This is a genomic window from Pseudomonas sp. Marseille-Q1929 (assembly GCF_017316265.1).
In the GTDB taxonomy this organism is placed as follows: Bacteria; Pseudomonadota; Gammaproteobacteria; order Pseudomonadales; family Pseudomonadaceae; genus Aquipseudomonas.
In genome coordinates this window covers 181,052-200,501 of the sequence record NZ_JAFLWU010000007.1, presented here as the reverse complement: position 1 = coordinate 200,501, position 19,450 = coordinate 181,052, and the positions used below count along the sequence as shown (strand labels likewise).

Genomic DNA, 19,450 nt, shown 5'->3' with positions numbered 1-19,450 from the left:
TGTCAGTCAACCTTGCATCGATTGACACACCGCTTTCGCGAGCAAGCCCGCTCCCACATTTTTTAGCTCTGCGTAGCCTCAGGCGTTATCTGCGACGTGGCCGACGCTGCTCGTCATCGGTACGAATCGGCACCGGTTGCAATGGCGGTTCGATCAGGCCCAATGCAACACCGAGGTCATGGAGCCAGTTTTGAATTTTCTCTTTCATGGTTGCCCCCTTTGAGGGTAATGCTGGCAGGCGCAAATTCTGTCGCCGTTTCCTACAGTGATAGTAGCCCTAAGTCCTACGTATTGCATGGACGAAACCACAACGAACTATTACTGAATTGATCTGAATCCTGACGGATCGTTCAAGCAATCGCCCGCGCGTCTTGCAGGACTTCGCGCTTGCCCGCTTGCTGCAAGTCGATCCATGCATTGAGGTTAGCGCCGAGCATACCCTTTCGCCACATCAGCCAGGTGGTGGCAGTGGCAAAATGCCCTGTCAGCGGATGAACGGACACGCTGTCCTTGCCGGGCAGGCTGTCGAGCATGGATTCAGACATCAGCGCCACCCCGGAACCGGCGATCACACACGCGAGCATGCCCTGATAGGACTCGATCTCGATGGCCCGCCCCATCGCCACACGCTCGTGGGAAAACCACGTTTCCAGGCGTGCGCGATAGGCGCAACTGCGTCGGAACGTGAACACCGAACGCCCCGCTACATCCTGCGGCCCACGCACCGGCGGGTGATCGGCTTCGCAGATCAGCACCAGGCGCTCTTCACACAAGGGCACGCCGTCCAGGGTCGCGATAGTGATCGGGCCGTCCACAAATGCCGCATCCAGGCGACCGGTAATCAACCCTTCAAGCAACTCGCCACTGGGCGCCGATTGCACCTGAAGGTTCACCATCGGGTAAGCCTTGTGATAGCCGGCCAACAGTTTTGGCAAATGCACTGCCGCCGTGCTGTACATGCTGCCCAGGACAAAGTCGCCGGCCGGTTGCCCGCCCTGCACCGCGCCGTGGGCTTCGTCGTGCAGCGCCAGCAGGCGGCTGCTGTAGTCCAGCAAGACTTTGCCCGCCGGAGAAAGCTGCAAGCGCTGGCGTTCGCGCACGAACAGCTCGACGCCGAGCTGCTCTTCCATCTGCTTGAGCCGGGTCGACAGGTTCGATGGCACACGATGCAGGCGCTCGGCCGCACGGGTGATGGAGCCCTCTTCCGCCACGGCCTGGAAAATGCGCAATTGACTGAACTCCATACCTTTCTCCAAAACTGAACAAGTTACTCACTATTATTCAATTTTACAGAAAGTCAATCCGCCTTAGCCTGAAAGTCATTCGTTGACCCGCAGGAAAACAGCCCATGTCGCCCCTGATTCGTTTACTCGCCAGCTTTATCGCCCTGATGATGGCCATGGGCATTGGCCGCTTTGCCCTCACCCCGCAAATGCCGCATTTACTCGGCGAAGGGCAGATCGACCTGACCGGCGCCGGCCTGATTGCCGCGGCCAATTACCTGGGGTATTTGGTCGGGGCGGTGGATTCGATCTTCGCCCGCAGCCATCACCACGTGCGCGGCCGGCTCTATGGCGGGCTGTGGTTGTGCGTGCTGCTGACCTTGGCGTCGTACTGGGCCCATGGGTTCTGGCCCCATCTGCTGTTGCGCTTCGGGACCGGCGTCGCGAGTGCCTGGGCGTTGGTGATGATCACCAGCCTGAGCCAGCCGCTGGCGCTTGCCGCTGGGCGTCCGCGCCTGGGCGCCCTGGTATTTGCCGGGCCGGGGCTGGGGATTTTTCTCACAGGGGTGCTGGCACTGGGCTCTAACCTGCTAGGCCAGGACTCGGCCAGCTTATGGCTAGTCTATGGGGCGGTGGCGTTGGTGATGCTGCTGGTCGTCCTGCCCTTCCTGCCCCAGCCGACACCGGCCACTGCGGCCACAGTCACTGCGGGCAGCAACCAGAGCATCGCGCACCTGGGCTGGATCTACTTTTTATTTGGCTTGGGCTACATCATCCCCGCGACCTTTCTGTCGCAGATGGCCAACGCGCAATTCAAAGGCGCCTGGCAGGCCGATCTGTTCTGGCCGTGTTTTGGCTTGGCAGCAGCGCTGGGCGTCGCCGTCGCCAGCTTGCGCCGCAAGGACCCGGACACCACGCGGCGCTGGCTGATGACGACATTGTGGCTGCAAGCCGTTGGTGTGTTCGCCTGCCTGCTGGGCAATGCCTGGGGCCTGGCGCTGGGCGTGCTGCTGTGTGGCGCGCCATTCCTGGCGTGCATGCTACTGGTGATGGCACGCCTGCGCGACATCGCCCCCCACGGCTACCAGCGCAGCACCGGGGTGCTCACCGCCAGCTTTGCCATCGGCCAGTTGAGCGGGCCGTTGCTGGCGTCGGTGAGTAGCCACCTGAGCGGCGGCCTGCACCCGGCATTGCTGATCGCCGGATGCGGCCTGCTAGTGGCGGGTCTCGTGCTCAGCCGGCAACCAACGGCACAGGCATGCGCAGCTGTTCCCGGCGTGCCAGCACCAGGAAAAACAGCCCACCCAGGAAGCACCCGGTAAACCAGGCGAAGTTGGCCATGCCCTGCAACGCCGGGGTAAAGGTGATCGCAACGCCCACCAAGGTAGCCGGCACCAACGCCTTGACCGCCGTCCAGTTCACGCCGCCATCGAAGTAATAGCGCCCGCTGGGGCTGTCATCGAACAACGCGTCCACATCGATCTTCTGCTTTTTGATCAGGTAGAAATCCACCAGCAGGATGCCGAACAACGGCCCGATGAATGCGGCGAGGATGTCCAGGGTGTAATGGATCATCAGCGGGTTGTTGAACAGGTTCCACGGAGTGATGAAGATCGACGCCACGGCGGCGATCATGCCGCCAGCGCGCCAGCTGATCTTGCTGGGGGCGACGTTGGCGAAATCAAACGCCGGGGAAACAAAGTTGGCGACGATATTGATGCCGATGGTGGCGGTCACAAAGGCAAAGGCGCCGAGCAGCACGGCCATGCTGTTGTCTATGCGCGACACCGTGGCAATCGGGTCATGGAGCATTTCGCCAAACACCGGCAAGGTGCCCGACACGATCACCACGGTGACCAGCGAGAACGCCAGGAAATTCACCGGCAGCCCCCAGAAATTGCCCCGTCGTACGTCGTGCATGCTGCGGCAATAACGGCTGAAGTCGCCGAAGTTCAGCGTCGGGCCGGAGAAGTAAGACACCACCAGCGCCGTCGCAACGATCACCTGACCGAACGCCTGCCAGCCTGACAGTGATTTTTCCGACAGGGTAAAGCTGATATTCGCCCAACCGGCTTTCCACACGATCCAACCGGCCAGGGCAAACATGACCGCATACACCACCGGCCCCGCCCAATCGATAAAACGCCGGATGGACTCCATGCCGGCCCAGAACACAGCCGCTTGCAGCACCCATAGGCTGAGGAAGCCGAACCAACCAAGGTAGGACAGGCCCGCGAAATGCGGTTCTGCGTATACCGCCATCTGTGGGAAAAAGCGCAGCACCACGATGATCAGCGCGCTGGAAGCCAGATAGGTCTGAATCCCATACCAGGCCACGGCGATCAGGCCGCGAATCACTGCGGGAATATTCGCGCCGAACACCCCAAACGCCAGCCGGCAAATCACCGGGTATGGCACCGCCGCTTGTTGGCTCGGCTTGGCCACCAGGTTGGCGATCAACTGCACGATGCAGATACCGGCAAGCAAGGCGATCAACACCTGCCAACTGGCCAGGCCCAGCGCGAACAGGCTGGCGGCAAACACATAGCCGCCGACACTGTGCACATCGCTCATCCAGAAGGCGAAGATGTTGTACCAGGTCCACTTTTGCGGCAGTGGGCCCAGGTCCTGGTTGTACAGGCGCGGGCTGTAGCCTTTGGGCAATTGTTCGGTCATCGCTGGGCTCCTCGTCATACCGGCCTGCGCTGCCGTAGCGGCGTGCATACGGGAGGCGGCATGGTTTGTATACGAAGCAGTCAGCAGAATGCGTGCCAATGGCACACAATCCTTTCAGGATGGCGCTCCAAAGCGATTGACGAAGGATCGGATACGTGGACTTCGCTCAGCAACGGTGCACAAAGAACCTGTACACAATCAGTCACGCACCCGATCTGCACACAGGTACCCCACCGTGCAGCAAGCCGCTGTCAGGCAGGTGCCCCAGGCCATGTCCATCACCGCTAACCCGGCAGACCAACCGTGCAATGTGGCCCAGTTGCTCAAGTCGTAGGTGCCATAGGCCACCAGGCCCAACAAGGCGCCCAAACGCGCCGCACGCTGCCAACTGGCGCTGGGCAAGACGACGAGTACGACGCAACCGAGGACATACAGGAGATAGAAGAGTGTTGCGGGGAATAACAGTGGCTGATCAAGCATCAGCGGGCCCAGCAGTGACTTATAGGTCGGGCCCATGAGGACGCCGAGCCAGAGGCCGTCGAGCACCAGAAAGGCGAGCAAGGTGCCGAGGTAGGCGAAGATGAATTTTCTGGACATCGAGACAACCTCTGTAGGCGCCAACTGGCGCCTACAGAAGAGCAAACCGCGATCAGCTTAGTTCAATGCGATCCGCATGAATCACGATCTGGCCCTGCTTGTAGAGGGCACCGATGGCCTTCTTGAAGTTGCCCTTGCTCACGCCGAACAAGTTGCTGATCACCGCCGGGTCGCTCTTGTCGCTGACCGGCAGGCTGCCGTTGTTTTCACGCAACTTGGCAAGGATCTTCGAGTTCAGGCTGGAGGCCGCTTCCTGGCCCACGGGCTGCAGGCTCAGGCTGATGTTGCCATCGGCGCGGATCTCTTTGATAAAGCCTTTCTCTTCCTTGCCCGGGCGCAGGAACTTGAACACTTCGTTCTTGTGGATCAAGCCCCAGTGCTTGTTGTTGATGATCGCCTTGAAGCCCATGTCGGTGGCCTCGGCCACCAGCAGATTGACTTCCTGGCCCACCTGGTAATTCGCCGGGGTCTTGTCCAGGTAGCGATCCAGGCGCGCGGTCGCGGTGATGCGCTTGGTGTGCTTGTCGAGGTAGACGTGCACCACGCAATATTCACCAGCGGTCATCTGGCGCTTTTCTTCCGAGTACGGCAGCAACAGGTCCTTGGGCAAACCCCAATCGAGGAATACGCCGATACTGTTGACTTCCACCACTTTCAAACTGGCAAACTCGCCCACTTGAACTTTCGGCTTTTCAGTCGTGGCGATAAGTTTGTCATCGCTGTCCAGATAAATGAAAACGTTCAGCCAGTCTTCATCTTCACTGGGAATATCTTTGGGGATATACCGGTTGGGCAAGAGGATTTCACCGTCTTGCGCGCCGTCCAGGTACAAACCAAAGTTAGTGTGTTTAACCACTTGCAAGCTGTTGTAGCGACCGACCAAAGCCATTTTTCAATACCCTCATTACGTGGGCGGCATTCTACCCGAGTTGCGCTCGCCACGCGCGCGCGCCTGAAAAATCGCGGGCTGGCGTGGCAGGCTGATGGCCCTGCTCCGCTCGTCCGATCAATCGGCTCGATTTTGCTGCTACGTATGCTGCAGCCAGCCCTGTGGTTTCGAGTTAAAACAGTAAGTTAGAGGCTTATTTCAAAGATAAACTTTGGTTATTTCCACACGCACTGCTTATTCTCGGGGGATATTTGCCAAGCAATTGTCAAGTATTTCCTGTACGATGCCTGGCCAAGTTAATTTTCTACAGGTTAGTGGCCGCCATGCGCGTAAAAGCATCCAACAGCAAAGCAAAGCCAGCTCCCGCCGTTGAAACCAGCGAATCGATCAACAGCCAGATTGCTGCTTTCCTCAAGTCCGGCGGCGAAATCCAGCAAATTGCCAAGGGCGTGAGCGGCCAGACTTTCGGCCCGTCCAAGCAGATCAGCCTGGGCAAGAAGTAATACCGCGCAACACACCTGGTCCCTAAGCGCCTTGCCATCAAGGCGCTAGGACTAGAGCCCGCAACACCCTCCTCACACATTCAATCTCGCACCAATCGACGAACGGGGCTCAACCCCAGGCATTCGCCGGTATGCTTGCACACGTCTAGCACGGGCATCTTCCCGAATTTTTCAGTTACTGCTCCTCGCTTTTCATGGAGTGACGCATGTTCAAACCCTGCATTTTCCTGCTCACGGCCCTGGTCGCCAGCCCCCTTGCCGAAGCGCAGATCTTTCAGCGCGAATGGGGCGACTTCGACTTGAAGTTGGGCACCACGCCCAGCCGCAGCATGGCCCAGGGCCTGGTCAAGCCCACCTCGCCGGGCAGCGATTCATTCCATGGCGGGCTCGACCTGAGCCACGACAGCGGCCTGTATTTCGGCCAGTTCTCCCCGAGCATGGGCTTGTCACCGGACAGCACCCTCGAAGTCGATTCCTACATGGGCTTCAAACACCCCTTCGACCAGACCCTGGGCTACGAAGTCGGCCTGATCCACTACAGCTACCCCAAGCTCAGCCCCCTCGACAGCCAGGAGTTCTACGGCGGCCTGAACCTGCTGGGCAACCGCTTCGGCGCGTCCTTCAGCAATGACCCAGGGCGTCAGGACAGCACCCTGTTTGCCGACCTCGGCGGCACGCAACCCTTCGGCATCGGCGTCAGCATGAAGTACACCACTCATCAGTTGGGCAGCCCGGTCGCGGTCGACGGGGGCTCCATCCGTAGCTTCAGCGATTGGTCGGTGCAATTCTCGCGGGCGTGGATGGGCGTTGACCTGAACCTGATCTACAGCGACTCCAGCCTCAGCGGCGGCGATTGCTCGGCCTACTCCGGACACAACTCGCAATGCGATGGCCTGTTGACGCTGAAGGCCGCGCGGTCGTTTTATTGATGGGATGAACTGTCGCACCCCGCGCAGGTTCACATGCACACACCTTCTCTGCGCAAGGACCCGCCCATGCTGCGTCGGCTCAAACTCCTGGTGGTATTGCTGGCCCTCAGCCTGGTGCTCGCTGGCTGCAATCGCGTCGGCCTGGCCTATCGCAACCTCGATGTGATCATCCCCTGGACCCTCAGCGACTACCTGGACATGAATGCCGGGCAGAAGAGCTGGTTCAACGACAACCTCAAGGCACACTTGGCCTGGCACTGCACCACCCAACTGCCGGGCTACCTCGACTGGCTGGACCGCCTGCAACAGATGGCCGACAACCGCGAGGTCAGCGACGCCGCCCTGCAAGCCCGTACTGCCGAAGCCAAGCAGGCGATCGGTGAAATCGCCCGGCAGATCACCCCGTCAGCCATCGAGCTGCTGCAAGGCCTCGACGACCAGCAGGTGCAGGACATGAACGACGCCCTGGCCAAGGACCTGCGCAAGCGCCAGGACGACTACCTCAAGCCGCCATTGGCCAAGCAGATCCAGGAACGCGCCGAGCGCATGAGCAAGCGCCTGGACACCTGGATCGGCCCGCTCAGTGCCAGCCAGCAGAGTCGGGTCAACGCCTGGTCCGTCGCGCTGGGCGAACAGAACCAGGCCTGGGTCGGCAACCGCGCCCGCTGGCAGGCGCACTTCATCGCGGCCGTGCAGCAACGCCACGACGCCGACTTCCCACAGAAAATCGAGCAACTGCTGGTGGACCGCGAAAGCCTGTGGACCCCGCAATACCGCAGCGCCTACGCACAAACGGAAACCGCAGCGCGCAGCCTGATTGTCGATCTGATGGCCGAAAGCACCCCGGCGCAACGCCAGAAACTCACCCAGAAAATCGACAAGGTACGCAGCGATTTCCAGGCGCTTAAATGCCTCAAGAGCACGCCGTCCTAAGTGGGCGCCAAGGTGCCCAGCCACGCGACCAGCCCCAGGATCACCACCACCGCCGCCAACTCCAGGGCGATGCTGCGGCGCAGCGCCTTGAGCGCCGCCCCATGCTCGCCCGCCGCCAGGGACTGTTGCAGCAACGGCGCCAGGTGCACACGATTGAGCGCCGCCAACCCCAGCATCAGGCCGAACAATCCCAGCTTGAGACACAGCAGCAGCGCATAGAGCCCACCCGTGAGGCCGTCCAGATTGGGCCCGACGACAAACAGATAATTGGCCACCCCGGTGACCACCAACACCAGCACAAACCCGCTGCCGATACGCGCAAATCCCGCCAACGTACGCGCCAGCGCCTGCACACGCCCGGCCTGGGGCAACGACCGGCTCACCAGCAACAGCCCGAACGCCGCCAGCGCCCCGACCCACCCCGCCGCCGCCAGCAAGTGCGCGCTGTCGCTGAGCACATGCCAGAAGCGCAACGTGCCTTCGTGCATCGCGCCATGCCCGGTCCACGTCAGCGTGACCAGCGCGACACCGCCGCCCAGCGTGGCCAGCCTCGTATCCAGCACAACCAACACCAGCGCCGCCACGCGCAACCACCACGTCCAGCCCAGTTCGGTCTGCCCCAACATCATGTGCAGGTGCGCCCACAACGTCGGCCAATCCTCGGCGCCGCTCATGGCCTGGGTCATGGACAGCATCGACAGCACCGAAAACAGCCCCCCCAGACCTGCCAGCACGCGCAGCAAGGGCTGCACACTCAACAGTCGGCGCTCGGCGGCATAAAAGCCAAACAACCCCAAGCCAAACACCAGCATCAAGTCCGAATACAACGCAAAGCGCAGCAACACCGGGATCAGTTCACTCATGGCTGGACGCTGAACACCACATTGCCGAGGATCGGGTGTGTATCCGACGACACAGCACGCCAGTCCACCTGATAGGTGCCGGCCGTCAGTGCGGAGGCGGGCTTGATCAGCATCACTTTGGGGTCGGTGCTGGCAGCGACGCTGGCCTTCACCGGCATTGGCGCGTGGGCCATGCCTTGCATGCCGGTCATGGTCAGCTTGGCGCCGGAAAACTGCGTCAGCAGGTTTTCCGAGAAGTGCAGTTCAATCACTGCGGGCGCAGGACCCCGGGCGCCCGCAGCCGGAATGGACGAGAGCAGTTTGGGATGGGCGGTGACCGACAGGCTGGTGAGCAACGCAGCGCCCACCAGCGCGGTTTTCAACATCGACATGCAAGGCTCCAGGCCGCTCATGGCGGCGAGTGATAGGAAGAGTGAAACGTCAGAACCACAGGCGCACACCCGCGACCCAGCGCCATTGGCTGGCGTCTTCGCCTTCATCGCGGGCGTATTGCGCGGTCTGGCCATAGCTGCGGTGCCAGGTGAAACCCACATAGGGCGCAAACTCGCGGCGTACCTCGTAGCGCAAGCGCACGCCGACCTCACTGTCGGCCAGGCCGGCGCCGATGCCGCGCTGGGGGTCATTACGCCCGTAGAAGTTGAGTTCGGCGGTCGGTTGCAGGTTCAGGCGGTTGGTCAGCAGGATGTCGTAGTCACCCTCCAACCGTGCGGCGGTGCGCCCGGCTTCGCCGACAAACAGCGTCGCTTCGGCCTCGAAGTTGTAGAGCGCCATGCCCTGCGCGCCGAAGGCAGCCCAGGTCTGCCCATCACCCGGCTTGAAGTCTTGGCGCACGCCGCCGACCAAGTCCCACCAGGGGCTGATGGCATGCCCCCAGAGGGCCTGGGCCTCAGCGCTGTCTGTACGGCCGGCGCTGCGCTCGCCCTCGGTCCGCAGCCACAGGCGGTCGATGTCGCCGCCAAGCCAGCCCTTCATATCCCAGCTCAGCGCCCCTTCACCACTGCCGCCCTGCCACTCCAACTGGTTGATCAACAGCAGCGAATTGACGCCACTGTCATGCACCCTGTGACCACCAGGGGCGTTGTACACCGCCGCGCGATCGGCATCGGTCAGCAGCGGGATCGGCGTGCGGCTCTCGGTGAGTGCCGGTGACGCCGGGGCCATGCTTTGAAACTCATCCGCCAGCGCCAGCGGGCTGCACACCAGCGCGATGACGACAGGCACCACGCGACGGCTCATCCTCAGGTCCTTATTCATGCACGCGTACCTCGCGGAACATGCCCATTTCCATGTGGTACAGCAGGTGGCAGTGATAGGCCCAGCGGCCCAGGGCATCGGCGGTCACACGGTAGCTGCGCCGGGAGCCGGGCGGCATGTCGATGGTGTGCTTGCGCACCTGGAACTGGCCGTTCTCGTCTTCCAGGTCGCTCCACAGGCCGTGCAGGTGAATCGGGTGGCTCATCATGGTGTCGTTGACCAACACCAGCCGCACCCTCTCGCCATAAGTCAGTTGCAACGGCTCGGCAGCGGAGAACTTCACCCCATTGAATGACCAGGCGAACTTCTCCATATGCCCGGTGAGATGCAGCTCGATGGTGCGACTGGGCTCGCGGCCGTCGGGGTCTTCGAAGGTGCTGCGCAGGTCGGCGTAGGTGAGGACGCGGCGACCATTGTTGCGCAGGCCGATGCCCGGGTCGTCGAGCTTGGGCACCGGGCTCATGGCTTGCATGTCCACCAGCGGGTTGTTCTGCTCGCTGGCCGGATGGCTTTGCATCGCCATCGCGCTGTGATCCATGCCTTCCATATCCGCCATGGCGCCGTGGTCCATGCCGCCCATGCCCATGTCGTCCATGGTGATCCAGCGGCGCGGATCGACGGCCGGGACTGGCGCGGTCAAGCCGACTTGCCGGGCCAGCGTGCCCCGGGCAAAGCCGCTACGGTCCATGGCCTGGGCAAACAGCGTGTAGGCCGCCGCCGTAGGCTCGACCAGCACGTCAAACGTCTCGGCCACGGCAATGCGCAACTCATCGACGCTGACCTGTTTGACCGGCTGGCCATCGGCGGCCACCACGGTCATTTTCAGCCCGGGGATGCGCACGTCGAAATAGCTCATCGCCGAGCCGTTGATAAAACGCAGGCGAATCGTCTCCCCCGCCACGAACAACCCGGTCCAGTTGCGCTCGGGCGGCTGGCCGTTGAGCAGATAGGTGTAGGTCTCGCCGCTGACGTCCGCCAGGTCAGTGGGATTCATCTTCATTTGCGCCCACATCAGGCGGTCAGCGGCCGTGGCAGACCAACCCTTCGCCCCTACATCGCGCACAAAGTCGCCCACGGTGGGTTTGTGCAGGTTGTAGTAATCGGACTGTTTCTTCAGGGTCTTCATCAGTGCGACGGGGTCTTCATCCGTCCAATCCGAGAGCATCACCACGTAGTCACGCTGGTAGCTGAAGGGTTCGGGCTCTTTCGGGTCGATCACCAGCGGGCCGTAAACGCCCTGCTGTTCCTGGAACCCGGAATGGCTGTGATACCAGTAGGTGCCGTGCTGCTTGACGGTGAACTGGTAGACAAACACCCCGCCCGCCTCGATGCCCTTGAAGCTCAGGCCCGGCACGCCGTCCATGGTCGAGGGCAGCAAAATGCCATGCCAATGGATCGATGTGGGCTCGGCCAAGTGGTTTTTTACGCGCAGGGTCACGGTGTCGCCTTCGCGCCAGCGCAGCAATGGGCCGGGCAGGCTGCCGTTGATGGTCAACGCGGTGCGGTGGCGGCCGGTGAGGTTAACCGGCGTCTGGTCGATAAACAGGTCAAATTCGCTGCCCGCCAACACGGTGGGTTGACCAGGGCTGGTCAAGGCCCAGACCGGGCTGCGCCAAAGCCCGAGCCCGCCCAGCAGGCCGCCAACTGCGAGGCCTTTGACAAAGGTGCGTCTGGAGGGTGTGGAATGCATGCCGATTCACGTCCGTCAGGGGAATGGCAGCAGATTAGGGGTGGCCGGCTGTCAGCCACCTTAGCGGCAGATTACCGATCTGACAGGTTCGCCTGGCACCGCAGCGGGTGCCGGGCGCGGTTAAGGTCAGGCGATCTGGGCCTTGGACGCGACTCTGGCGAAGGTGGCCGGGTCCAGCGCATCGGCTTGCTCGTCCAGCACCTGGCGTGGGTGGTCGTTGCCCGGGATCGAACTGTCGATCAACGCCAGCAACTGCGCGCCCAAGGGCGTCAATATGAAGTTCTCGCCGTTACCGCCCTCTGCCTCTGGCCGCGACTCGATGAAACCGCGCTTGAGCAACAGCGCTTCATAATCCGCCGCGGTCTTTTTCAACGCGTCCAGATTGCCCGTGGATTCGCCTGCCGTGGCCTTTTCGGCCGCTTCCTGCTCGGCATACTGGCGCGGGGCGAAACTGCCTTCGCCATTCTGCACTTCGTGCAACAAGCGCTCGATCAGATCCCAGTTGTAAGTCGTCATCCTGATTCCTCCTGCGGGCGGGTGGAAAGTAGCCCGTTAAAAGGTGTGACCGGGCACATCACTGGCCGTTCAGCCCAATAGACGAGCGTCACTTTTGTGAACTTTCCAGGTGGCGGCGACCTCCACTGAGATATCCCTGCCAAGGAGGTCCACCCATGAAAACCCTGATGAACCTGGCCATCGCGGCCACGTTGTTGGCCGCCCTGCCCGCCTGGGCCTGTACGCCGGAAGAGGCCACGGCGAAGCGCGAGCAACTGGGCCAGGAAGTGGCCAAGCTGACCGAACAGAACGCGACCCAAGCCAAGGAGATGAACGACGAGCTGCAGAAGATGGATCTGGATACGGAAAGCGCGCAGTTCCCAGACAAGTGCCAACTGATCGACGCCCGGCTCAAGGAACTCAAGGAAGCGGCGGCCAAAGCCAAGAATTGAAGCCAGAGGCAGGACGCAGAGCGTCCTTGGAGGCATTCCCACGCGGAGCGTGGGAACGATCAAAAAAAACCGGACATACGTCCGGTTTTTTCACATCAACCCAACCTTATTCGGCTGCCGGTGCTTCTGGCTTGCGACGCTTGAGCGGGGCCATGCCGTCCTTGCTGACGAGCGACAGGTTGTCGGTCTTCGGCCGGTTGGCAATCTTGCGCTTGGTCGGCGACTTGGCGCCGGTTTTTTTCTTGTCGCCCTTGGCGTCGGTCTTTTTCTTCTTCACGCCAACGGCCTTGCCCGACGCCTTGACCTTCTTCGGCCCGGTGTAGGTGCCTTTGACTTCCTTGATGGTGCGGCGCTCGAACGACTGCTTGAGGTAGCGCTCGATGCTCGACATCAGGTTCCAGTCGCCGTGGCAGATCAGCGAGATGGCCAGGCCATCGTTGCCGGCACGCCCGGTACGGCCGATACGGTGGACGTATTCGTCGCCGCTGCGGGGCATGTCGAAGTTGATCACCAGGTCCAGGCCGTCAACGTCGAGGCCACGGGCGGCAACGTCGGTGGCCACGAGGATCTTCACGCCGCCGGCCTTGAGGCGGTCGATGGCCAGCTTGCGGTCCTTCTGATCTTTTTCGCCGTGCAGCACGAACGCCTTGTATTCCTGGGCAACCAGGCGGCCGTAGATACGGTCGGCGGCGGCACGGGTGTTGGTGAACACGATGGCCTTCTGATAGGTCTCGTTGGCCAACAGCCAGTTGAGGATCTGCTCTTTGTGCACGTTGTGGTCGGCGGTGATGATCTGCTGACGCGTGGTGGCGTTCAGGTCGCTGACGTTGTTGACCTGCAAGTGCTCAGGGTTGTTCAGGACCTTGGCGACCATCTCGCGCAGGGTCGAACCGCCGGTGGTGGCGGAGAACAGCATGGTCTGCTGGCGGTTGACGCACTCGGCCACCAGGCGCTGCACGTCGTCGGCAAACCCCATGTCGAGCATGCGGTCGGCTTCGTCCAGCACCAGCACTTCGACTTCCTTGAGGTCAAGGTTGCCGGCGTTGAGTTGCTCGATCATGCGGCCCGGGGTGCCGATCAGGATGTCCGGCACCTTGCGCAGCATGGCGGCCTGGACCTTGAAGTCTTCACCGCCGGTGATGATGCCGGACTTGATGAAGGTGAACTGGGAGAAACGCTCCACTTCCTTCAGGGTCTGCTGGGCCAGCTCGCGGGTTGGCAGCAGGATCAGGGTCTTGATGCTGACGCGAACCTTGGCCGGGCCGATCAGGCGGTTCAGCACCGGCAGGACGAAAGCGGCGGTCTTGCCGCTACCGGTTTGAGCTGTCACCCGCAGGTCACGCCCTTCGAGCGCGAGCGGGATGGCCGCTGCTTGCACAGGCGTAGGCTCGACAAATTTAAGCTCGGCCACGGCTTTGAGCAGGCGTTCGTGCAGGGCGAATTGGGAAAACACGGGTGCTACCTCGAAGAAATACAAAATATCAGCGGCATAGGGTACCGGTTTCGGGCGGCCAAACCGAGTTTCTTTACGCGAACGGTGCTAATCAGCTGCTTTTTTGTGAGCACTTTTGTCTGTGAAGCCAACTTTGTAGCACTTCAATGCTCTAATCGCCCCGTCTTGTCTTACAGAAGAATCGGTTTCACCCATGGATATCAAACAGCTCTGGCTCAACGTCCAAGACCTTTGGGGCGCCCTCGATGAACACCCGCTGCTGCACGCCAGCCTCGGCTTTGTGGTGCTGCTGGTGGTGGCGCTGTTGCTCGGACGGGTAGCGCGCTACCTGATCCTGCACACGATCAAATTGCTCGGCCGGCAGCCGGCGCTGCACTGGCTCAATGACCTGCGGCACAACAAAGTCTTCCACCGCCTGGCGCAAATGACGCCCTCGCTGGTGATCCAGTTCGGCCTGTACCTGGTGCCGGACCTGAGCAAGACCGCGATCCTGTTCATCGGCAACGTGGCCCTGGCCATCAGCATCCTGTTCCTGATGCTGGCCATGAGTGCCCTGCTCAACGCCCTGTTGGACATCTACGCGCGCACCGAACACGCCCGCACCCGCTCGATCAAGGGCTACGTGCAGTTGGCGAAGATGGTCTTGTACGTGTTTGGCGCAATCATCATCGTCGCCACCCTGATCGACCGCTCGCCGCTCTTGCTGCTGTCGGGTCTGGGTGCGATGTCGGCGGTGATCCTGTTGGTGTACAAGGACACCCTGCTGTCGTTCGTCGCCAGCGTGCAGTTGACCAGCAACGACATGCTAAGGGTCGGCGACTGGATCGAAATGCCCCAGGTCGGCGCGGATGGCGATGTGGTGGACATCACCTTGCACACGGTCAAGGTGCAGAATTTCGACAAGACCATCGTCTCCATCCCCACCTGGCGCCTGATGTCCGAGTCGTTCAAGAACTGGCGCGGCATGCAGGCGTCGGGCGGGCGGCGGATCAAGCGCAGCCTGTTTATCGACGCCAGCGGCGTGCGCTTCCTGCGCGACGATGAAGAAGTGCGCATGACCCAGGTGCACCTGCTCACCGACTACATCGGGCGCAAGCAGGCCGAGCTCAAGGCCTGGAACGAAGCCCAGGGCCACAGTGCACAACTGTCGGCCAACCGTCGGCGCATGACCAACCTCGGCACCTTTCGCGCCTACGCCCTGGCCTACCTGAAAAGCCACCCGGACATCCAGCCGAACATGACGTGCATGGTGCGCCAGATGCAAACCACGGCGCAGGGTGTGCCGCTGGAGATCTACTGCTTTACCCGCACCACGGCCTGGGCGGATTACGAGCGGATCCAGGGGGATATTTTTGATTATCTGCTGGCGGTGTTGCCGGAGTTTGGCCTGAGCCTGTATCAGCAGCCGAGTGGCAATGATTTGCGAGCCGGGGTGTTGCCGGCCCTGCTGGGGGCCAGTCATTTGCAAGCGGGGTAAACCGAAGTAAATGTGAGGGGGGCGGTGTGGCGATTCGGCTTGCCCCCCCGATAGCGGTGTTATCTGGCAATCACCTGCAACGTGAGCTTATCTAGACAGCCCACCGGGCACCTATCACTTCAAACAACAGGTCCAGCTCAAAGTCTTGCGGCGTCACTTTGTTATTGCTGATCCAGTCAAATAGATAGGCGACATTTTGTCGATTTTTCTTATCCATCTGCCAAAGGCAACCGAAATTAAACCCGCCATAAGTATCAGAGTCATACCAAGCCATAAGAAAAGCAGCAACGGGTTCTGCGTCAGAAGTGCCGTCTAGCGCTAAAACAACAAGCGCCCTGATGACATGTAAAACATCATCATTGACCTCGGCCTTCAGTACCGAGTTTGGCCTGCCATAGTTGTTCATTTTTATTTGTTCCTTTCACTCTCTACACGACCGCGCGCGTCAAAGAGCAGAACATCATCTGCCCTTTCAACTTCGCACGACAAAACACTTTGTCAATTACAGAAGGGTGATACTCAGGAGATAAGGGCGAACGATCAGGTACGAAAGCGTCCCACAAGCCCGCTCAGTTGCGCGGCCAACTGCGACAGCTCATTGCTTGCCGCGCTGGTCTGCAAGGCTCCCGCCGCCGATTGCGCGGACAGGTCGCGGATCGCTACCAGGTTGCTGTCCACTTCACGGGCCACCTGGGCCTGCTCTTCGGCTGCACTGGCAATCACCAGATTGCGCTCATTGATCTGGCCGATTGCCGCAAAGATATCCTCCAGCACGGCCCCCGACGCCTGGGTGATCTCCAGTGTGCCCAGGGCGCGTGCCGTGCTGCTGCGCATCGAGTCAACCGCCTGTTCGGCAGTGCTCTGCACGCTGGCAATCATCTGTTCGATCTCGCGGGTCGATTCCTGAGTGCGGTATGCGAGGGTGCGTACCTCGTCGGCCACGACCGCAAATCCGCGGCCGGCTTCACCCGCCCGGGCCGCCTCGATTGCTGCGTTGAGGGCCAGCAGGTTGGTCTGCTCCGAGACGGCGCGTATCACGTCCAGCACCTTGCCGATGTTGCGCACTTTGTCGGCAAGCTCGCGGATTTGCTCGGCGCTGCCCTGAATCTCGGCGGTCATCGATTGCGTACCGCTGATGTTCTCGCGTACTTGCTGACGGCTTTTTTCCGACAGCGTATTGGACGCTGTCGCCGCTTGCGAAGTGGACACTGCGTTGCGCGCCACTTCTTCGACCGCACTGGTCATCTGGTTGACGGCGGTAGCGGCCTGCTCCAACTGCATGTCCTGCTGCTGGAGGCCGCGGTTGCTTTCTTCGGTCACGGCATTGAGTTCTTCCGCGGCTGAAGCCAATTGCATGGCGGAATCAGCGATCTGGATCAGTGTTTCGCGCTGGCTGGCCTGCATGCGTTGGAGTTCAACGAACAACTCGCCAATTTCGTTGCGCCCGGGCGAGATAACCTCGCGGGTCAGGTCGCCCCGGGCGATGCGCTTGAAGTGCTCACCCGCCGCGCGCAATGGACGCAGGACCGTGCCCGCGATAAATACCCAGCAGACAACGGCGAGGGCCAGGGTCAGCAGGATCAAGCCGACAGCCAACATTTGCGCCGTTTGCAGCCGCGCAGCCGCCTCCAGGTTGATCTCCTGTGCACGGGCATCCAATGCGCCGACCAGCTTCACGCGAATCTCCTGGAGCTTGGTCATGCCGTTGCCGGCAGCGATATTGACTTGAAAATACTGCTCCGGGGAACGCGCTCGCGTGGCCGCGCGCTGGCCGACGATAGCCCGACCGTACTCAGCAAACGCCCCTTTGAGATCTCCGCCCAAGGCGTTCAGCTGTGTATCACGCAAGTCTTTGGTAGAGACGTCCAGCTTGGCGATGGCTTCATTCCAGATAGCCTCGCTGCGCACCAAGCGCGCCTCTGCTTCGTCGAAACGCCCGCCGGCGCTCTCAATGAACGCCGAGGACACATTGGCGCTGGTGCGGATGGCCAGCAGCAAGGCGTTGTTGATGCCGTCGATTTGTCGTGAAGTCCGACTCAACTCATCAATCTGGTTGTGACTGCTGACCGCCGACCACCAACTGTTCAGCGTCGAAAACAGCAGTGCAACAATGAATAACAGTAGCACCCCAATCATGCCGGTACGAATTTTCAGATGGGCAAACATGGCAGTACTCCTAACAGGCCAGACTAATTAACAGTGACATTAATATCGGCGTTGTTTCAGGAGCTTAAGGAGCAGAAGTCGGAACTGGTTCGATTACCGAACGGTAGATGTGCGATCTTGGAACATTACTTCACAGCCCCCAACCGACTGATCCACACCGCCGCCAAAATCACCAACCCGCCCAACGCCAACCGCCCCAGCGGCTCATGCTGGTTCCAGATCAGCAAATTCAGCAGCAACCCCACCGGCACATGCAGGTTGTTCATCACTGCCAATGTGCCGCCCTGCACCAGGCAGGCGCCCTTGTTCCACCAGTACATGCCCAGCGCCGTGCTGACCAGGCCGAGGAACACCAGCACGCCCCATTGCAGCGGTGCTTCAGGCAGAAAGTTGGCTTTGCCGAACAACAAGAACGCCGGCAACACCACCAGCACTGCGCCCACATAGAAGAAACCAAAGCGCCGGTAATGCGGCAGGTCACTCGGGTAACGTTTCACCAAATGCTTGTACATCACCTGCCCGGCGGCGTAGGTGAAGTTGGCCAGTTGCAGCAGCAAGAAGCCGCCGAGGAAGTGCGGGGTGATCTGGTCGAAACGAATCACCGCCGCGCCCGCCACCGCCACCAGTGCAGCGACCAGCGCCCACGGGTTGAAGCGCCGGTTGAGGGCGTCCTCGATCAGGGTCACATGCAGCGGCGTGAGGATGGTAAACAGCAGCACCTCCGGCACCGTGAGTACGCGAAAGCTCAGGTACAGGCACACGTAGGTCACGCCAAATTGCAGCGCGCCGATCACCAGCATGCCGCGCATGAACCCCGGTTCCACCGAGCGCCAGCGGGTCAGCGGGATAAACACCAGCCCGGCCAGCAGCACACGCACCAGCACGGCGAAGTAGCTGTCGACATGACCGGCGAGGTATTCGCCGATCAAGCTGAAGGAAAATGCCTGAATCAGGGTGACAACCAGTAGATAGCCCATGCGCGCCTCATTTCGAATGGGCGGGACATTAAAGGTTTTCGGCGGTTGAAGAAACTCAAGGCAAAAAAAACCCGACCTCGCTAAAGCGGCAGTCGGGCAGGAGCACTCAGGAGCAAAAAGTGCAAAGGGAGGTTCATTACGCGTACTTGAAGGGTTTGCGTGGGGCTAGATAAACATGGCGCGATTATCTGGCGATTAAAGGATCAGGCCACCTGTGCCAGCAAGGCCTTGGCGTGGTTGATGCCTTTTTCCTGGAAGTCGCCGCTCAGGTTCACCCCTTCGGCATGAATGAAGGTGACGTCATGGATGCCGATAAAGGCCATGACCTGACGCAGGTACGGTTCCTGATGATCCGACGTGGCGCCGGTATGGATCCCGCCGCGAGCGGTCAGCACGATGGCACGCTTGCCGGTGAGCAAGCCCTGCGGGCCGGTGGCGGTGTACTTGAAGGTCACACCGGCGCGCAATACGTGGTCCAGCCAGGCCTTCAGGGTGCTGGGGATGGCGAAGTTGTACATCGGCGCAGCCATGACCAGGACATCGGCGGCCAGCAGCTCGTCGGTCAATTCGTTGGAGCGGTCGAGGGAGGCCTGTTCATTGCCATTGCGCTGATCCGCAGGTTTCATCCAGCCGCCGAGCAGGTTGGCGTCCAAGTGAGGGACCGGATTGAGCGCCACGTCGCGCACAGTAATCGTGTCCGCTGGATGGGCAGCCTGCCATTGGCTGACGAACTGCTGGGTCAGTTGGCGGGAGATCGAATCCTGCTGACGGGCGCTGCTTTCGATGATCAGAACGTTGGACATGGCTGGGTAGGCTCCATCGGTAAATGCTGTAAGGCGATGGAGTAGAGATTAAACAGAGCCAATTCGATAA

Annotated in this window: 21 protein-coding genes; 6 read left to right on the top strand and 15 right to left on the bottom strand. The window is 61.0% G+C overall.

Going from position 1 to position 19,450, the window contains the following annotated elements; translation table 11 throughout:
- Positions 1–85: 85 nt before the first annotated feature.
- Positions 86–208 (bottom strand): PA1414 family protein, encoded by a 123-nt coding sequence (locus J1G37_RS29135; RefSeq protein WP_003193089.1) that lies wholly within the window; start codon positions 206–208, stop codon positions 86–88.
- Between the two features lie 142 nt (positions 209–350).
- Positions 351–1,244 (bottom strand): LysR family transcriptional regulator, encoded by an 894-nt coding sequence (locus J1G37_RS11550; protein ID WP_207041807.1) that lies wholly within the window; start codon positions 1,242–1,244, stop codon positions 351–353.
- Between the two features lie 104 nt (positions 1,245–1,348).
- Between J1G37_RS11550 and J1G37_RS11545 the strand changes: the two genes are divergently transcribed.
- On the top strand, positions 1,349–2,545 hold the full coding sequence (locus J1G37_RS11545; RefSeq protein ID WP_207041806.1) for a YbfB/YjiJ family MFS transporter: 1,197 nt from the start codon (positions 1,349–1,351) through the stop codon (positions 2,543–2,545).
- Here the strand turns inward: J1G37_RS11545 and J1G37_RS11540 are convergent.
- The 3 genes from J1G37_RS11540 to J1G37_RS11530 form a co-directional block, all read right to left on the bottom strand.
- Positions 2,457–3,899, bottom strand: a complete 1,443-nt coding sequence (locus J1G37_RS11540) for an NCS1 family nucleobase:cation symporter-1 (protein ID WP_207041805.1) — start codon at positions 3,897–3,899, stop codon at positions 2,457–2,459. The genes J1G37_RS11545 and J1G37_RS11540 overlap by 89 nt on opposite strands.
- Before the next feature lie 198 nt (positions 3,900–4,097).
- Positions 4,098–4,496, bottom strand: coding sequence for a DUF2177 family protein (locus J1G37_RS11535; RefSeq protein WP_207041804.1), 399 nt, complete (start codon positions 4,494–4,496; stop codon positions 4,098–4,100).
- A 52-nt stretch (positions 4,497–4,548) separates the two neighbouring features.
- Positions 4,549–5,385: a S1-like domain-containing RNA-binding protein gene (locus J1G37_RS11530; protein ID WP_017735376.1), complete on the bottom strand. Its 837-nt coding sequence runs from the start codon at positions 5,383–5,385 to the stop codon at positions 4,549–4,551.
- A 323-nt stretch (positions 5,386–5,708) separates the two neighbouring features.
- Between J1G37_RS11530 and J1G37_RS11525 the strand changes: the two genes are divergently transcribed.
- The 3 genes from J1G37_RS11525 to J1G37_RS11515 all read left to right on the top strand — a co-directional run bounded on the left by J1G37_RS11525 (position 5,709) and on the right by J1G37_RS11515 (position 7,750).
- Positions 5,709–5,888 carry a hypothetical protein gene (locus J1G37_RS11525; RefSeq protein WP_003193095.1) on the top strand — a complete coding sequence of 60 codons (180 nt, stop codon included), beginning with the start codon at positions 5,709–5,711 and terminating at the stop codon, positions 5,886–5,888.
- Between the two features lie 206 nt (positions 5,889–6,094).
- Positions 6,095–6,817 (top strand): TorF family putative porin, encoded by a 723-nt coding sequence (locus tag J1G37_RS11520; protein WP_207041803.1) that lies wholly within the window; start codon positions 6,095–6,097, stop codon positions 6,815–6,817.
- A 66-nt stretch (positions 6,818–6,883) separates the two neighbouring features.
- Complete coding sequence (locus tag J1G37_RS11515; protein ID WP_207041802.1) at positions 6,884–7,750, top strand: DUF6279 family lipoprotein; 867 nt, start codon at positions 6,884–6,886, stop codon at positions 7,748–7,750.
- Here the strand turns inward: J1G37_RS11515 and copD are convergent.
- The 5 genes from copD to J1G37_RS11490 all read right to left on the bottom strand — a co-directional run bounded on the left by copD (position 7,747) and on the right by J1G37_RS11490 (position 12,073).
- Positions 7,747–8,613 carry a copper homeostasis membrane protein CopD gene (copD, locus tag J1G37_RS11510; RefSeq protein WP_207041801.1) on the bottom strand — a complete coding sequence of 289 codons (867 nt, stop codon included), beginning with the start codon at positions 8,611–8,613 and terminating at the stop codon, positions 7,747–7,749. The genes J1G37_RS11515 and copD overlap by 4 nt on opposite strands.
- Complete coding sequence (copC, locus tag J1G37_RS11505; RefSeq protein WP_017735372.1) at positions 8,610–8,984, bottom strand: copper homeostasis periplasmic binding protein CopC; 375 nt, start codon at positions 8,982–8,984, stop codon at positions 8,610–8,612. Before copC ends, copD begins: the two co-directional genes overlap by 4 nt.
- Positions 8,985–9,033: 49 nt before the next feature.
- Entirely contained in the window at positions 9,034–9,849 is an 816-nt protein-coding gene (locus J1G37_RS11500) for a copper resistance protein B (RefSeq protein ID WP_277990719.1), read from the bottom strand.
- A gap of 10 nt (positions 9,850–9,859) precedes the next feature.
- Positions 9,860–11,557, bottom strand: a complete 1,698-nt coding sequence (locus J1G37_RS11495; RefSeq protein ID WP_207041800.1) for a copper resistance system multicopper oxidase — start codon at positions 11,555–11,557, stop codon at positions 9,860–9,862.
- Between the two features lie 126 nt (positions 11,558–11,683).
- Positions 11,684–12,073: a transcriptional regulator gene (locus J1G37_RS11490; RefSeq protein WP_207041798.1), complete on the bottom strand. Its 390-nt coding sequence runs from the start codon at positions 12,071–12,073 to the stop codon at positions 11,684–11,686.
- A gap of 155 nt (positions 12,074–12,228) precedes the next feature.
- Here J1G37_RS11490 and J1G37_RS11485 point away from each other — a divergent pair, with 155 nt between their 5' ends.
- A complete protein-coding gene (locus J1G37_RS11485) occupies positions 12,229–12,504 on the top strand; it encodes a hypothetical protein (protein ID WP_207041796.1) in 276 nt (91 codons plus the stop codon).
- A gap of 106 nt (positions 12,505–12,610) precedes the next feature.
- Here the strand turns inward: J1G37_RS11485 and J1G37_RS11480 are convergent, their stop codons facing one another.
- Positions 12,611–13,957 carry a DEAD/DEAH box helicase gene (locus tag J1G37_RS11480; RefSeq protein ID WP_124526583.1) on the bottom strand — a complete coding sequence of 449 codons (1,347 nt, stop codon included), beginning with the start codon at positions 13,955–13,957 and terminating at the stop codon, positions 12,611–12,613.
- Between the two features lie 193 nt (positions 13,958–14,150).
- On the opposite strand from J1G37_RS11480, the gene J1G37_RS11475 reads away from it, so the two are divergent.
- Positions 14,151–15,434 (top strand): mechanosensitive ion channel family protein, encoded by a 1,284-nt coding sequence (locus J1G37_RS11475; RefSeq protein ID WP_207041794.1) that lies wholly within the window; start codon positions 14,151–14,153, stop codon positions 15,432–15,434.
- 91 nt (positions 15,435–15,525) lie between these two features.
- On the opposite strand, the gene J1G37_RS11470 is transcribed toward J1G37_RS11475, so the two are convergent.
- From J1G37_RS11470 to J1G37_RS11455, 4 genes are all read right to left on the bottom strand, one after another.
- Entirely contained in the window at positions 15,526–15,840 is a 315-nt protein-coding gene (locus J1G37_RS11470; protein WP_207041792.1) for a hypothetical protein, read from the bottom strand.
- A 134-nt stretch (positions 15,841–15,974) separates the two neighbouring features.
- Positions 15,975–17,600 (bottom strand): methyl-accepting chemotaxis protein, encoded by a 1,626-nt coding sequence (locus tag J1G37_RS11465; protein ID WP_207041790.1) that lies wholly within the window; start codon positions 17,598–17,600, stop codon positions 15,975–15,977.
- 125 nt (positions 17,601–17,725) lie between these two features.
- Positions 17,726–18,577 (bottom strand): carboxylate/amino acid/amine transporter, encoded by an 852-nt coding sequence (locus J1G37_RS11460; protein ID WP_207041788.1) that lies wholly within the window; start codon positions 18,575–18,577, stop codon positions 17,726–17,728.
- Between the two features lie 203 nt (positions 18,578–18,780).
- A complete protein-coding gene (locus tag J1G37_RS11455) occupies positions 18,781–19,380 on the bottom strand; it encodes an FMN-dependent NADH-azoreductase (RefSeq protein ID WP_207041786.1) in 600 nt (199 codons plus the stop codon).
- Between the last annotated feature and the right edge of the window lie 70 nt (positions 19,381–19,450).